At 70.7% G+C, this 14,186-nt stretch carries 14 protein-coding genes; 10 read left to right on the forward strand and 4 right to left on the reverse strand.

The genetic code is table 11. The features are described from left to right. Positions 1–14: 14 nt before the first annotated feature. Together IG08_RS0121625 and IG08_RS60185 are read right to left on the reverse strand one after the other, a co-directional pair. Positions 15–383: a hypothetical protein gene (locus IG08_RS0121625; protein WP_030604938.1), complete on the reverse strand. Its 369-nt coding sequence runs from the start codon at positions 381–383 to the stop codon at positions 15–17. Positions 384–389: 6 nt separating this feature from the next. Further along, positions 390–581, reverse strand: a complete 192-nt coding sequence (locus IG08_RS60185; RefSeq protein WP_158812265.1) for a hypothetical protein — start codon at positions 579–581, stop codon at positions 390–392. 25 nt (positions 582–606) lie between these two features. Here IG08_RS60185 and IG08_RS0121630 point away from each other — a divergent pair, with 25 nt between their 5' ends. The 10 genes from IG08_RS0121630 to IG08_RS0121675 all read left to right on the forward strand — a co-directional run bounded on the left by IG08_RS0121630 (position 607) and on the right by IG08_RS0121675 (position 12,358). Beyond that, a complete protein-coding gene (locus IG08_RS0121630; RefSeq protein WP_030604940.1) occupies positions 607–1,806 on the forward strand; it encodes an ABC transporter substrate-binding protein in 1,200 nt (399 codons plus the stop codon). Positions 1,807–1,816: 10 nt separating this feature from the next. Beyond that, on the forward strand, positions 1,817–2,689 hold the full coding sequence (locus tag IG08_RS0121635) for a branched-chain amino acid ABC transporter permease (RefSeq protein ID WP_030604944.1): 873 nt from the start codon (positions 1,817–1,819) through the stop codon (positions 2,687–2,689). Beyond that, on the forward strand, positions 2,686–3,729 hold the full coding sequence (locus IG08_RS0121640; RefSeq protein ID WP_052424818.1) for a branched-chain amino acid ABC transporter permease: 1,044 nt from the start codon (positions 2,686–2,688) through the stop codon (positions 3,727–3,729). Before IG08_RS0121635 ends, IG08_RS0121640 begins: the two co-directional genes overlap by 4 nt. Further along, positions 3,726–4,508: an ABC transporter ATP-binding protein gene (locus tag IG08_RS0121645; RefSeq protein ID WP_052424819.1), complete on the forward strand. Its 783-nt coding sequence runs from the start codon at positions 3,726–3,728 to the stop codon at positions 4,506–4,508. Before IG08_RS0121640 ends, IG08_RS0121645 begins: the two co-directional genes overlap by 4 nt. Then, entirely contained in the window at positions 4,505–5,215 is a 711-nt protein-coding gene (locus tag IG08_RS0121650) for an ABC transporter ATP-binding protein (protein ID WP_030604952.1), read from the forward strand. Before IG08_RS0121645 ends, IG08_RS0121650 begins: the two co-directional genes overlap by 4 nt. A gap of 69 nt (positions 5,216–5,284) precedes the next feature. Then, positions 5,285–6,796, forward strand: a complete 1,512-nt coding sequence (locus tag IG08_RS0121655) for a tannase/feruloyl esterase family alpha/beta hydrolase (RefSeq protein ID WP_030604954.1) — start codon at positions 5,285–5,287, stop codon at positions 6,794–6,796. A gap of 83 nt (positions 6,797–6,879) precedes the next feature. Beyond that, entirely contained in the window at positions 6,880–8,532 is a 1,653-nt protein-coding gene (gene boxC, locus IG08_RS0121660; protein ID WP_030604957.1) for a 2,3-epoxybenzoyl-CoA dihydrolase, read from the forward strand. A 4-nt stretch (positions 8,533–8,536) separates the two neighbouring features. Then, positions 8,537–9,958 carry a benzoyl-CoA 2,3-epoxidase subunit BoxB gene (boxB, locus tag IG08_RS0121665; RefSeq protein ID WP_030604960.1) on the forward strand — a complete coding sequence of 474 codons (1,422 nt, stop codon included), beginning with the start codon at positions 8,537–8,539 and terminating at the stop codon, positions 9,956–9,958. A gap of 10 nt (positions 9,959–9,968) precedes the next feature. Continuing rightward, the gene (locus IG08_RS0121670) at positions 9,969–11,504 is read left to right on the forward strand and encodes a benzoate-CoA ligase family protein (protein ID WP_030604963.1); all 1,536 of its coding nucleotides are present in this window, start codon (positions 9,969–9,971) and stop codon (positions 11,502–11,504) included. Next, complete coding sequence (locus IG08_RS0121675; RefSeq protein WP_030604966.1) at positions 11,501–12,358, forward strand: amidohydrolase family protein; 858 nt, start codon at positions 11,501–11,503, stop codon at positions 12,356–12,358. The genes IG08_RS0121670 and IG08_RS0121675 overlap by 4 nt, the downstream gene beginning before the upstream one ends. Here IG08_RS0121675 and IG08_RS0121680 read toward each other — a convergent pair. Further along, positions 12,355–13,194, reverse strand: coding sequence for a PaaX family transcriptional regulator (locus tag IG08_RS0121680; protein WP_030604969.1), 840 nt, complete (start codon positions 13,192–13,194; stop codon positions 12,355–12,357). The genes IG08_RS0121675 and IG08_RS0121680 overlap by 4 nt on opposite strands. Before the next feature lie 108 nt (positions 13,195–13,302). Continuing rightward, positions 13,303–13,905, reverse strand: a complete 603-nt coding sequence (locus IG08_RS55905) for an HAD-IA family hydrolase (RefSeq protein ID WP_052424820.1) — start codon at positions 13,903–13,905, stop codon at positions 13,303–13,305. Positions 13,906–14,186: the final 281 nt, after the last annotated feature.

The following is a 14,186-nucleotide window of genomic DNA, read 5'->3' on the forward strand; positions in this document are numbered from 1 at the left end:
CAAGAAACGACAGGTCAGCGCGCCCAGAACGGCAGCGGCGGACAGCTGTTGGCGCACGTGTAGGTGCCGGGCATCAGCAGGCCGGCGGCGTCCTCGTTGTTGTCGCCGCCCGCGAAGTGGACCTCCGGCACCCAGCCCCACCTGCCGTTGTCCGCCATCGTGCTGCCCCACCAGTAGTTCTCGGCGGCACCGTCCCGGTAGGTCTCGCCCTTCATCTCCGTGACGAACCACTTGGCGGCACCGCCCTGTTCGAGATGCCCAACCCCGCGGGTGAGGTTGCAGTACCTGACCTCGGTGTCCGGCCATGCCCGACCGGTGCTGGGGTCGGTCGGGTTCCTCTGGGTGGGGCTGTGGCAGGGGACGTTGTCGGTGGCGGGGGCCACGAGGCCTCAGATGACAGCGACCGCTACGGCGGCCGTGGCGAGTCCACGCTTGATGTGGATCATGCCCTCGCCAACGGCCGCTTTCAGCGGGTGGTCACGGCCGGTGATACCGAATGCGGTGATGCGGATGCCCGGTCCACCTATTACAGAGTCTTGACGGTACGGCGAAGAGTTGTAGATTCTGGCGGCATCCTGCACACCCCGGCCCACCTCAGGAGCTGTCATGGGTGCTGTCTCTGCCTTCTCTCTGAACAGAACGATCGCCGGACTCGCCCTGGGTGCCCTCCTGCTGACGGGTTGTGGGTCGAGCCTCGACGAGAACGGCGGGAACGGGTCCGGAGACGGCCGGTCCGACGGCACGGTCAAGATCGGGCTGCTGGTACCGCTGTCGGGCGTCTACGCACCGATCGGCGAAGACCTGCGCGACGGCTTTCAGCTCTACCTCGACGAGCACGACGGCAAGCTCGGCGGGCGCGACGTCGAACTCGTGACCGCCGACGAGGGCGAGGGTCCGCAGACCGGCGTGCCCGCCGCTCAGAAACTCGTCACCCAGGACCGGGTCACCGCGGTCGCCGGGGTGGTCAACTCGGCCACCGCACTGGGTCTGCGCGACTTCTTCGACGAGTCCGAGAAGCCGTTGCTGATCGCCAACGCCGGAGCCGACGACATCACCGGGACCCGCAAGTCCGACTACGTGTGGCGTACGAGTTTCAGCAACGGCAAGGTGTCCGCCGCACTGGGCCCGACCGTCGCCGAGGAGGCCGAGGGAAGCGTCTACCTCATCGCCGCCGACTACGCCGCCGGCAAGGAGATGGTCGCGGGGTTCCGCAAGACCTTCGAGGCCGCCGGCGGCAAGGTCGCGGGTGAGAAGTACACCCCCTTCGGTACGACCCAGGACTTCCAGCCCTACCTGTCGGCCATCCGCAAGTCCGGCGCAAAGGCCGTGTTCGCCTTCTACGCCGGCGCCGAGGCGGTGAGCTTCGTCAAGCAGTACAAGCAGTTCGGGCTCGCCGGCCGGACACCGCTGTACGGCACCGGTTTCCTCACCGAGGGCGGGGTGCTCGCCGCACAGGGCACGGCCGCGGTCGGCGTGAAGACCTCCCTGCACTACTCGACCCAACTGGACAGCGCACGGAACAAGGAGTTCGTGGACGCCTACACCGAGAAGGCCGGGAAGTCACCGACGGTCTACGCCGTGCAGGGGTACGACACCGCCGGAGTCCTCGACACGGCGCTGGCCGAGGCGAGTGGCGACAGCGGTAAGGCACTGGTCGAGGCACTGAGGGGCATCGGTTCGATCAACAGCCCCCGGGGCACCTGGAAGTTCGACGCCGACCACAACGCGGAGCAGACGTACTACCTGCGCGAGGTCCGTGCCGAGGCGGGCACGGCCGTCAACACGGTGCTCGGCGAGCTGGGCTGAGCGGGCCGGGATGACTACCTATCTGGTGAGCGTCCTCAACGGGCTGGCGATGGGCTCCCTGTTGTTCGCGATCGCGCTGGGCCTGTCCCTGGTGTTCGGCATGATGGACGTGCTGAACCTCGCCCATGGCGCGGTCTACCTGGTCGGTGCCTATGTCGCGGTGGCACTGGTCGGAGACGGTGCGGGGGTGGCGCCCTTCGTCCTGTCCGTGCTGGCCGCCGCCGTGGCCGGGGCCCTGCTCGGCGGCCTGCTGGCCACGTTGACGCGGGCCACGCCCCACCACCTCGACCAGGCCCTGCTCACGCTCGGCGTGGCCCTGGTGGTCGCCGAAGTACTGTCGGCGGCCTTCGGCAACGACGTGCACTCCATCGCCGCCCCCGCGCCGGTCGGCGGCGGCGTCACGGTGCTCGGCGAGACGTACCCGGTCTACCGGTTGCTGGTGATCGGGTTCGGCGCCGTGCTCGCGGTGGCCGTGTACGTCCTGGTGGAGCGCAGCCCGCTGGGCTCGCTCATCCGCGCCACCGTCGCCGACCGCGCCATGGTCGCCGCGCTCGGCGTCAACACCGGCCGGGTGCTGGTCGGGGTCTTCGCGGCGGGGGCGGCGCTGGCCGCGGTCGGCGGCGTCCTGGCCGGCCCGATCCTGGGCGCCCAGCCCGGCCTGGACGAGAAGGTGCTGCTGCTCGCGCTGGTCGTGGTGGTGATCGGCGGCCTGGGCTCGGTCCGTGGCGCGCTGCTCGGCGCCGTACTGATCGGACAGGTGCAGGCGCTCGGGACCGCACTGCTGCCGGAGTACGCGCCGTTCCTCGTCTTCGCGGCGATGGCCCTGGTCCTCCTGCTGCGGCCGGCGGGTCTGCTCCCCGCGCGGTCGGCGGTGCACGCGTGAAGGCGGCCAAGGCGATGCTCGACGGCACAACACCCGCCGTGGAACCCCTGCGGACCGGCACCGCCGACGGCGCCGACCGGCCGGGGCGCCGACGGGCCGTGGTCACCGTCGCGGTCGTCGCGCTGCTGGCGGCGACCCCGCTGTTCCTCGGCCCGTATCCGGTGACGGCGATGACCCGGATGCTCGCGTTCGCGGTGCTCGTGCTCGGCGTCGACCTGCTGACCGGTGTCACCGGGCTGCCTTCGCTGGGGCAGGCGGCGTACTTCGGTGTCGGCGCCTACACGGCGGTGCTGATCGGGATCCACCTCACGCCGGACGCGATGGTGCAGGCGCTGGGGGGCCTCGTCATGGGCCTGGTGGCGGCCGCGGTCACCGGATGGGTCGCCGTACGCGCCCGCGGCATCGTGTTCCTCATGCTCACCCTGGCGATCGGCGAGTCGGTGCACCAGCTGGCCGGCACCTGGTCGACCGTGGGCGGCAGCAACGGGCTTGCCGGGATGCCCCCGATCAGCCTGTTCGGGGGTCCACCGCTGACGGCCGCGGGGTTCGTGTACTGGTGGGTGCTCGCCGTGGCGGTCCTGGTGTTCGCGGGGGTGGCGCTGGTCGTCCGTTCCCCGTACGGCAGGACGCTGCGCGGAATCCGCGACAACGAGGCCCGGATGCGGGCGCTCGGCTACCGCCCGGCACTCGCGAGGTACGGCGTCTTCTGTCTGGCCGGTGCCGTCGCGGGAGCGGGCGGTGCCCTGTGGGCGCAGCAGGCCCGGTTCGTCTCGCCCGGTGACATGGGGTTCGAGGTCGCGGCACTGGCACTGCTCAGCGTGGTCGTCGGAGGTCCGGGCAGCCTGTGGGGGCCCTGTCTGGGCGCGGCGCTCGTCCTGCTCGTCCGCGACAACCTCTCCCCCTCGATCGGCGGCCACGGCCCACTGGTGCTGGGCACGGTGTTCATCGCCGTGGTCCTGCTGGCGCCGCGCGGCCTGGCCGGCCTCACGGGTGCCCGCATCCTCGCCGCCGCGCGCCGCCGTAAGGAGAACCCCTCATGACTCCCCTTCTGGAACTACGGGGGCTGACCCGCTCCTACGGCTCGCTCACGGCCGTCGATCAGGTGGACCTGGCGATCACCCGGGGCGAGCGGCACGCGCTGATCGGGCCCAATGGAGCCGGGAAGTCGACCCTGTTCGCCACCGTGGCCGGAACGCTCCGCGCTTCGGGCGGGAGCATCCTGCTGAACGGGCAGGACGTCACCGCACTGCCGGAGGCGGAGCGGGCCCGGCGCGGCATGGTTCGCACCTACCAGCACTCCAGCCTGTTCCTCGACTGCTCCGTACTGGACAACGTCGCGCTCGCCGTCCAGCGCGTCCATCGGGTGGCCCATCGCTGCGACCGCGCGGCACGGCGCTTTCGGCGCACCGAGGCCGAGGCGCGCCGCCATCTGGACTCGGTCGGGCTGTCCGGACGTACCCGGGACAAGGCGGCCGCGCTGTCCCACGGCGAGCGGCGGCAGCTCGAGGTCGCGATGGTGCTCGCCGCCGAACCCGCCCTGGTGATGTTCGACGAGCCCACCGCGGGGATGTCCGCCGCCGAGACCGAGCGGTTCGTGGCCCTGCTGGAACGTCTCCCCGAGGAGCTGACCGTCCTCGTCGTCGAGCACGACCTGGATGTGGTGTTCCGCCTCGCCCGCCGGGTCACGGTGCTGCACCTGGGCCGGGTCCTCGCCTCCGGACCGCCGCAGGAGATCCGGGCCGACGAGGAGGTCCGGCGGGCCTATCTCGGCGCGGCCAGGACCGAGGACCTGTTCACCGAGGCCGGAGGACCAGGATGACCGGGACCGACGCGCTCGCTGTGCGCGACCTGCACGCCGGCTACGCGGGCACCACCGTGCTGGACGGCGTCGACTTCGCCGTTCCCGCCGGCACCGTCGTGGCGCTGCTCGGCCGCAACGGCGTCGGCAAGACCACCTTCGTCCACACGGTGATGGGCCTGCTCAAGCCGTACTCCGGCAGCATCCGTGTGGACGGTCACGAACTCGCCGGAGCGGCCGCGCACACCGTCGCCCGCCACGGTGTCGCGATCGTGCCGCAGGGCCGCCGCGTGTTCGCGCCCCTCACGGTCGAGGAGAACCTGCGCATCGGGTCGAGGGGCGAGCACGGAGCCTGGACACGGGAGCGGGTCTACGAGTTGATGCCCCCGCTCGCCGAGCGGCGCGCCCACCGGGGCGACCAACTCTCCGGCGGAGAGCAGCAGATGCTGGCCATCGGCCGGGCGCTGCTGCGGAACCCGCGGCTGCTGCTCCTGGACGAACCTTCGGACGGCCTCGCGCCCGCGGTCGTCGACCGGATCGCGGGGCTGCTGGAAGGCCTGCGCGGCGAGGGGATCGCGGCCGTGCTGGTGGAACAGGACCTGCACCTCGCCTTCCGCCTCGCCGACGAGGTGGCCGTGATGCGCAAGGGCCGCATCGTGCACCGGAGTTCCACCGCCGACTTCCGCCAGGACCGGGAGCGGGCCCACAGCCTTCTCGGCGTGGGCTGACCCGGACGTACGAGCCGTGGTCGGAGATGTGCCCCTGCCCACGGTCCGCCGAGAGAGGGAGCAGAGTCGATGCAACCGTCCCGTTCGTGGTGTGCCGTCCTGTCCGGCCTCGTCCTCACGATCGGCCTGACCGTCCTGGCCCCGGCAAGTCGTGCCGTCTCGGCGCCCGGTGATCCGGTCAGATCCTGCGCGAGCCTGACCGAGCTGACCTTCTCCGACGGCACCCGGGTCACCGGCGCCGAGGAGACGGCCGCGATCTGCCACGTACGGCTGCTCGTACCCGGCAGCATCAACATCGCGGTCTCCCTGCCGAGGCACGACTGGAACGGACGTTTCCAGGGCGTCGGAGGCGGCGGTTACGCGGGCGTCCTCACGCCACCCGACGACGCCGCGGCAGCGGGTTACGCCGCGGCGGCCACGGACACCGGCCACACCGGATCCCCGCTGTCCGGCGCCTGGGCATGGTCGCCGACCGGGATGAAGCAGGACCTGATCACCGACTTCGCCCGGCGTTCGGTCCACGAGATGACCCTCAAGGGCAAGACGGTGACCCGGGCCTACTACGGCCGCCCGGCCGCCCACTCCTACTGGAACGGCTGCTCCACCGGCGGCAGGCAGGGCCTGATGGAGGCCCAGCGCCACCCGGAGGACTACGACGGCATCCTCTCCGCGGCACCCGCCATCAACTGGGACCGGTTCATCCCCTCGGAGTTGTGGCCGCAGATCGTGATGCGGGAGAGCGGCCACGTGGTCGCCCCATGCGTCTTCGAGGCGGTCGAGGAAGCGGTCGTCGCCGCCTGCGACGCCAAGGACGGCGTGCCGGACGGAATCGTGGATCCCCGGACCTGCCGCTTCGATCCCTCGGTGCTGATCGGCAAGGAGACACCCTGCGGCACCATCACCGCCGAGGACGCGGCCGTCGTCGAGAAGATCTGGCAGGGACCGCGTCGACAGGACGGCTCCTTCCTCTGGTACGGCCTGGAGCCGGGCGCCCCGTTCACCGGACTCGCCGGCAGCACCTCCGCGCTGGAACCCGAACCCTTCCCGATCACGGCCGACTGGTTCCGCTGGTGGCTGGCCAAGGACCCGGACTTCGACTGGCGTACCGTCACCACGGCCGACTTCGCCGACTATTTCGACCGGTCCCGGGCCGAGTACCACGACGTTCTCGGCACCGACGACCCCGACCTCGGCGCCTTCCGGAACGGTGGCGGCAAGCTGATCCTCTGGCACGGGTGGGCCGACGAGCTGATCTTCCCGCAGGGCACCATCGACTACTACCAGCGTCTGACCTCCGCGATGGGCGGGCCGCACCGCACCGAGCAGTTCGCCCGGCTGTTCATGGCGCCCGGCGTCGAGCACTGCAACGGCGGCCCCGGCGCCGCTCCCGTCGATCCGCTCGCCGCGCTGGTGAAGTGGGTCGAGGACGGCAAGGCCCCGAAGACCCTGGCCGGCCGGAACGGGGACCTCACCCGGCCGCTGTGCCTCTGGCCCACCGTCCCCCGCTACACCGGTCACGGAAGTACGGACGACGCAACGAACTTCCGCTGCGCCGCGACCTATGGCCCACAGCGCCAATAGTTCTACAGAACCTTGACGCACAACGGAAACCCTGTAGAGGATGCCTGTATCGGTACCCGTGCTAGCGCGAGGAGGCGCTCGTCATGGTGGTGGTGTCGTTCGACCGGAGCCCGGACGCATACCGGCACTGGAAGCTCAGCACGGACGGACCGGTGGCCTGGCTGGAGCTGGACGTCGACGAGCAGGGCGGCCTGGTGCCGGGCTACGAGCTGAAGCTCAACTCCTACGACCTGGGCGTGGACATCGAGTTGTACGACGCCCTGCAGCGCCTGCGGTTCGAGCATCCCGAGGTGCGGTCGGTGGTGGTGACCAGCGCCAAGGACAAGGTCTTCTGCGCCGGGGCCAACATCCGCATGCTGGCGGCCTCCGAGCACCACTGGAAGGTGAACTTCTGCAAGTTCACCAACGAGACCCGCAACAGCATGGAGGACGCCTCCGAGCACTCGGGGATCACCTTCATCGCCGCGGTCAACGGCTCCTGCGCGGGCGGCGGTTACGAGCTGGCGCTCGCCTGCGACCGCATCCTGCTGGTCGACGACAACTCCTCTTCGGTGGCCCTGCCCGAAGTCCCTCTGCTCGGCGTCCTGCCGGGCACCGGCGGGCTGACCCGCGTGGTCGACAAGCGCCGCGTCCGCAAGGACCTGGCCGACCTCTTCGCCACCCGCAGCGACGGCGTGCGGGGCAAGACGGCGGTGGACTGGCGGCTGGTCGACGAGGTCGTGCCGCGCCGGGAGTTCCGGGCGGTGGTCGAGCAGCGGGCCCTCGAGGCGGCCTCGGGGAGCACACGTCCGGCGGACGCCCGGGGTGTTCAACTGCCTCCACTGGAGCGGGAGATCAGCGAGGCGGGCATCGCCTACACATACGTACGCGCCGAGTACGACCGTCCGCTGAGCCTGGTCCGCATCACCGTACGAGGGCCCGACGAGGACGCCCCGTCCTCCCTGCACGCCCAGGGCGCCGACGGCTGGCTGCTGGCCATGACCCGCGAACTGGACGACCTGATCCTGCGGCTGAGGACCAACGAGACCGAAATGGGCACCTGGGTGCTGCGCACGGAGGGCGACTCCGCACGCGTACTGGCCCACGAGCAGGCCCTGTTGAGCCCACAGGGCGACTGGTTCTCCAACGAGATCCTGCACTACTACAAACGCACGCTGAAACGCCTCGACGTCACCAGCCGCAGCCTCATCGCCCTGATAGAACCGGGAAGTTGCTTCGCGGGACTGCTGCTGGAGCTGGCCCTGGCCTGCGATCTGCAGTACATGCTGGACGGTCCGCCTATCGAGGACCCCGACAGCGACCTGCGCGCCCACCTCGCCCTCTCCGAGGCGAACTTCGGAGCCTTCCCGATGGGGAACGGCCTGACCCGCCTCCAGTCCCGCTTCTATCAGCAGGACGACCACCTCGACTGGCTGCGCCGCGAGGCCGGGCAGCCCCTGAGCCCCGCCCAGGCCCGCGAACTCGGCCTCGTCACCGACGCACCCGACGACATCGACTGGGAGGACGAGATCCGCATCGTCCTCGAAGGCCGGGCGGCGTTGAGCCCGGACGCCCTCACCGGCATGGAGGCCAATCACCGGTTCGTCGGCCCGGAGACCATCGAGACCAAGATCTTCGGCCGGCTCAGCGCCTGGCAGAACTGGATCTTCATACGCCCCAACGCCTCCGGCCCGGAAGGCGCGTTGCGCCGCTACGGCACCGGACAGAAGGCGGTCCACGACCGGAAGCGAGTGTGAGCCGATGCCCACGAAGATCGACTACGACTCGAGGATCCCCAACAACGTCGACCTCGCCGACGACCGCCGACTGCAGCGGGCCCTTGAGGGCTGGCAGCCGAAGTTCCTCAACTGGTGGGGCGAGATGGGCCCTTCACTGGAGAACCGGGGCGTCTACCTGCGCACCGCCGTGTCGGTGGGCCGCGACGGCTGGGCCCACTTCGACCACGTCAACCCGCCCGACTACCGCTGGGGCATCTTCCTGGCCGAGCCCACCCCCGACCGGCGTGTCGCCTTCGGTGAGCACAAGGGCGAGCCGGTGTGGCAGCAGATACCCGGCGAGTACCGCGCCGACCTGCAGCGGCTGATCGTCATACAGGGCGACACCGAGCCGGCCTCCGTCGAACAGCAGCGCCTGCTGGGCCTGTCCGCGCCGAGCCTGTACGACCTGCGCAACCTCTTCCAGGTCAACGTGGAGGAGGGCCGGCATCTGTGGGCGATGGTCTACCTGCTGCACGCCTACTTCGGCCGGGAGGGCCGCGAGGAGGCCGAGGCGCTGCTCTACCGCAACTCCGGCAGCCCCGACTCGCCGCGCATCCTGGGCGCGTTCAACGAGGAGACCGCCGACTGGCTGGCCTTCTACATGTTCACGTACTTCACCGACCGGGACGGCAAGTACCAGCTCGGTTCACTCAAGGAGAGCGCCTTCGACCCGCTGTCGCGCACCTGCACCTTCATGCTGAAGGAGGAGGCGCACCACATGATGGTGGGCACGACGGGTGTCGACCGGGTGGTGACCCGGAGCGCCCAACTCATCGGCGAGCACGACACGTTGGACATCGCGGCCTGCGGCGGCATCCCGCTGGACATCATCCAGAAGTACATCAACTTCCACTACACGGTCTCCCTCGACCTCTTCGGCGGCGAGACCTCCACCAACGCGGCCAACTACTACACCGCCGGGCTCAAGGGCCGCTGGCAGGAGGAGCGCCGGGGGGACGACCACCGGCTCACCGAGGACGGCGTCCGGTTGGACAAGCCGGGCGAGGACGGCGCCTGGGCGGTCGACGAGGTCCCCGCACTGCTCGCCCTCAACCTGGACCTGCGCGACGAGTACATCGCCGACTGCCAGACCGGCGTCAAGCGCTGGAACCGGATCCTGGACGAGCACGGCATCGACATCCGGCTGAAGCTCCCGCACCCCGCTTTCAACCGCCACGTCGGCCTGGCCGCCGGTCACCACGTGACCCCTGAGGGCACGATCCTCGACGAGGAGACCTGGGAGGCGAGCCGCCGACGCTGGCTCCCGACCGCCGAGGACCTGGCCTTCGTACGGTCGTTGATGCAGCCGGTGTACGAGCGAGGGAAGATCGCGAGCTGGGTGGCACCGCCGGTCAACGGCATCAACGGCAAACCGTTCGACTACGAGTACGTCCGACTGGTGTGAGGCGGTCCGGATGCCCGAGGTGTTCAACGCGGCGGAGTGGCTGGTCGACCGGCATCCGAGAGAGGGCAACGGCGCCCGTACGGCCGTGGTCACTCCTACTCGGAGCCTGTCCTACGAGGAACTGTCCGGCGAGGTCCGCCGGGTGGCCGCCGGACTGCGTGCCCTCGGTGTGCGGCCGGAGGAGCGCGTCCTGTTCTGCATGGCGGACGACATCGAGCTGTTCACCGGCATCCTCGCCGCCTTCCGCATCGGCGCGGTGGCCGTGCCCGCCTCGACCATGCTCACCGGGGCGGAACTGGGCAGCCTGATCGCGGACTGCCGTAGCCGAGTGGTGCTGGGGTCGGCGGAGTTCGTCTCGGTGGTGCGGACGGCCGTGCAGCAGGCCCCGGAGGTCGAGCACCTCGTGCTGGGCGGCGACTGGCGGCGACTGCTGGACGCGGGCACCGACGAGGAGCCGTATCCCACCTGGCCGGACTCCCCCGCCCTGTGGCTGTACACCTCCGGCACCACGGGCACACCCAAGGCGGCGATGCACCGGCACGCCGACGTCAGGTTCGTGGCGGAGACCTACGGCCGGCAGGTGCTCGGCATCGGTCCCGAGGACCGCTGCCTGTCCGTCGCCAAGCTCTTCTTCGCCTACGGCCTCGGCAACTCGATGTTCTTCCCGCTGGCGGTGGGCGGGACGGCCGTACTGGAGCCCGCCCGCCCCTCCCCCGCGCTGTTCGCCAAGCGGGCGGCGACCGACCGGGCCACCGTCCTGTTCGGCGTGCCCGGGTTCCTCGGGGCGCTGCTCGCGAGCCTCGACGTGCCGGACGACGCGTTCGCGACCGTACGCCTCGGTGTCTCGGCCGGTGAGGCGCTGCCGGCGCGGATCTACCGGGGGATGCTGGAGCGGTTCGGAGTCGAGGTGCTGGACGGCATCGGGTCGACCGAGATGCTGCACATCTTCATGTCCAACCGGCAGGGGCAGGTCCATCCGGGCTCCTCCGGCGCACCTGTTCCGGGGTACACCGTGGAGTTGCGGGACGTCGAGGGCCGCATCGTGGAGGGCGACGGCGTGCCTGGCGAGCTCTACGTGCGCGGGGAGTCCGCCGCCGTCGGATACTGGTGCCGGGCCGAGACCAGCCGTCAGGTCTTCCTGGGCGACTGGGTGCGCACCGGAGACACCTACGTCCGCAACGGCGACGGCACCTACACCTGCATGGGCCGCACCAACGACCTGCTCAAGGCGGGCGGCATCTGGGTCTCGCCCGCCGAGGTCGAGGAGCGGCTGCTGGCCCATCCGGACGTGGCCGAGGTCGCCGTGGTGGGTGCGCGGGACGCGGACGGCCTGGACAAGCCGGTCGCCTGCGTGGTGCCGAGCCCCGGCCACGAGGTCGACCCGGACGCCCTGGTCGCCTGGTGCCGCGAAGGCCTGGCCGCCTTCAAGCGCCCGCGCGCGGTCATCGGGCTGCCCGAGCTGCCCCGTACGGCCACCGGCAAGATCCGCCGCAATGTGCTGCGCGCGATGGTCCGCGACGGTTCCTGGGCGGAGGAGGCGCGGTGATCGACAGCGAGACCGTGGTCGACGCGCACGTCCACGTCCCGCGGCTGTCCACACTCAAGCCGGACTGGTTCGAGTGGGCGCAGACCTTCTCCCGGGGCTATCCGTGGCGCGACGCCTACGACTCGCGGGGCGACCCCGTGCCCGAGCGGCTGGACGCCCTGCTGGAGTCGGAGGGCGTGGACCGCGCGCTGCTGTTCTGCGAGTACAGTCCGCGCGTCACCGGCATCCAGCCGATCGAGGACCTGCTGCCGATCGTCGCGTACAACCCGGTCCGCTTCCGCCTGGTGGCGAACATCAATCCGCACCTGCACCACCCGGTGGTGGCGGAGGCCGAACGGCAACTGGACCTGGGCGCGGTCGCCGTCAAACTCCACCCGGTGCACGGCGGGTTCGATCCCGCCGACAAGGAGTTGTACCCGCTGTACGCACGGTGTGCCGAGCGCGGTGTGCCGGTGATCGTGCACTCCGGCACGTCCAGCTTCCCCGGTGCCAGGGCCCGGTTCGGCGATCCGCAGCTGCTGCTCGACGCCGTGGAGGACTTCCCGGACGTGCAGTTCGTCTTCGCGCACGGCGGGCGGGGCTGGTGGTACGACACCGCGGCCTTCCTCGCCCTGACCCGGCCGAACGTCTGGCTGGACCTCGCAGGACTGCCACCGCGCAAACTGCCCGAGTACTACGCCCGTTTCGACCTGCCGAGGCTGGCCACCCGGTGGATCTTCGGCACCGACTGGCCGGGCGTCCCGGGTACGTCCCGCAACGTCGCCGCGCTGCGGGAACTGGGGCTGCCCGAGGAGACGTTGTGTGCGGTGTTGTCGGGCAACGCGGCCAAGGTGTTTCCCGGGTTGGGTGTCTAACCCTCCAGTTGTTCCCAGCGCCGCTGGGCCGCCGTACTCCACTCGGCGTGCCTGCTGTGGAAGAGGCCGGCCGCCTTGGCGCCGCTCCAGCCCGGGGGCAGCAGCTTGGGCGGCAGCCGTGGGTCGAGGAACGGGAAGCGGCGCCACTCGTGCACCAGCATGGTCTGAGCCTGCAGGACGGCGTCACCGTCCGGCGGGCGCAGTCCGGTGAACTCGTCGATGAACGCCTCGTAGCGGTCCTCCACCTCGCTGAGGTCCCACGCGCGGGTCACCATCGCCGCCTCGCTGCCCACGGCGCCGTAGGTGGCGGTGAAGGACATCGCGTCGTCGGCGAGCCCGAGTTCCTTCAGGACGCCGAGGGCCTCCGCCTCGCGATCGGCGTGGGGCGTGATCCAGACGCCGGGCTCCGGGGAGCCGAAGCCGGCCCAGGTGAGGCGCGTGCGGACGCGGTGGCGCAGATCCCTCTTGGACTCGGGCACCGAGACCAGGACCACCAACCACGTTCCGTCCCAGGCGCGTTCGCCACTGCCGAAGTCGTATATGCGCTGCGCGCCCTCGGTCAGCAGCCGCCGCCCCGGCGGCGTGAGCACCCAGCGCACCCGGCGGCCCACCCGCTCCGAGGCCAGCCACCCTTCCGCGGCGGTCCGGGCCAGCGCCTGCCGGGCCGACTTCTCCTCGACACCGAACATCGCCAACGCGTCCACCAGCGCCGAGGTCCACACCGGGGTGCCCTGGGGCAGTACGTACTCACCGAGCATCGTCGTCAGCAGCGACCGCGCGCTGACGTCACCGAGCTCCCGGCGCCTGCTGACCACCGGCCGCACACTCTCCGCCATGGCCTTCACTTCCCTCGCCGACCACTTCTCATTGAACAATATCTTTTGGGAACGGAAAGCATAAGTAGAGTGTTTGGCCCGGCCTATGGGGCCCGGGCCGCGGCGGCGTCAGACGGTCTCGTGGGCGAGCCGGTCGAAGGTGTCCCGCAGGTCGTCCGCGCCGGTGAACAGCACCGCCCGCATGCCGGCGTCCTTCGCGCCCGCCACGTTCGCGGGCTTGTCGTCCACGAACAGGCACTCCCCGGGCGGCACTTCGAGCCGCCCGGCCGTCCTGACGTAGATGTCGGGATCCGGCTTGCTGATGCCTTCCTCCGCGGACACGACGACCAGGTCCACGAGTTCGACGGCACCGAGGCGCGTCAGTTCGGCGCGACGGCCCGCACCGGCGTTGGCCAGGATGGCGGTGCGGTAGCGGGGCCGCAGCCTCCGAAGGAACCCCACGAGGCCCGGATCCAGGACCTCGTGGGCGCCCAACACGTCCAACAGGGACGGGAGTTCGGCCGCCGGGAGGCCTGTGAGCGACAGCAGTGCGCCATGGATCGCGTCCAACGAGCGGCCGCCTTCCCAACCGGCACCGATCGCGCGGCCCAGCGCCTCGGTCAGGAACCCGGGCGGCCTGCCGTGATCCGTCTCCCAGTCCGCCCGGGCGTGCATGGGTCCCTGGCGCACCAGGACACCACCCGCGTCCAGCACCAACGCGGCGATCGCCATCTCTGCCTCCCGTCCGTCGTACCCATGCAGCGTGGCATCAGGCCGGCGGGCGACGCACCCCATGGTGGAGCGGGCTGCACCATGGGTTCGGGAGGACGGTCCCTCGTGGCGGCGGGCGGGCGACGGGATCGTGGTGGACAGAGATCGAAAGAGACCCACGCGTCCCCCACCCCGAAGGAAAGAACCCGTGAAGTCGCTGCTCGCCACCGTGAAGTCGGTCGTCGCCAACCTGCTGCTCTGGTCGTTCTTCGTGGGCGGCCTCGTCGCGAGCACCGCCTCCG

The organism is Streptomyces fulvoviolaceus (genome assembly GCF_000718165.1).
Taxonomy (GTDB): domain Bacteria; phylum Actinomycetota; class Actinomycetes; order Streptomycetales; family Streptomycetaceae; genus Streptomyces; species Streptomyces fulvoviolaceus.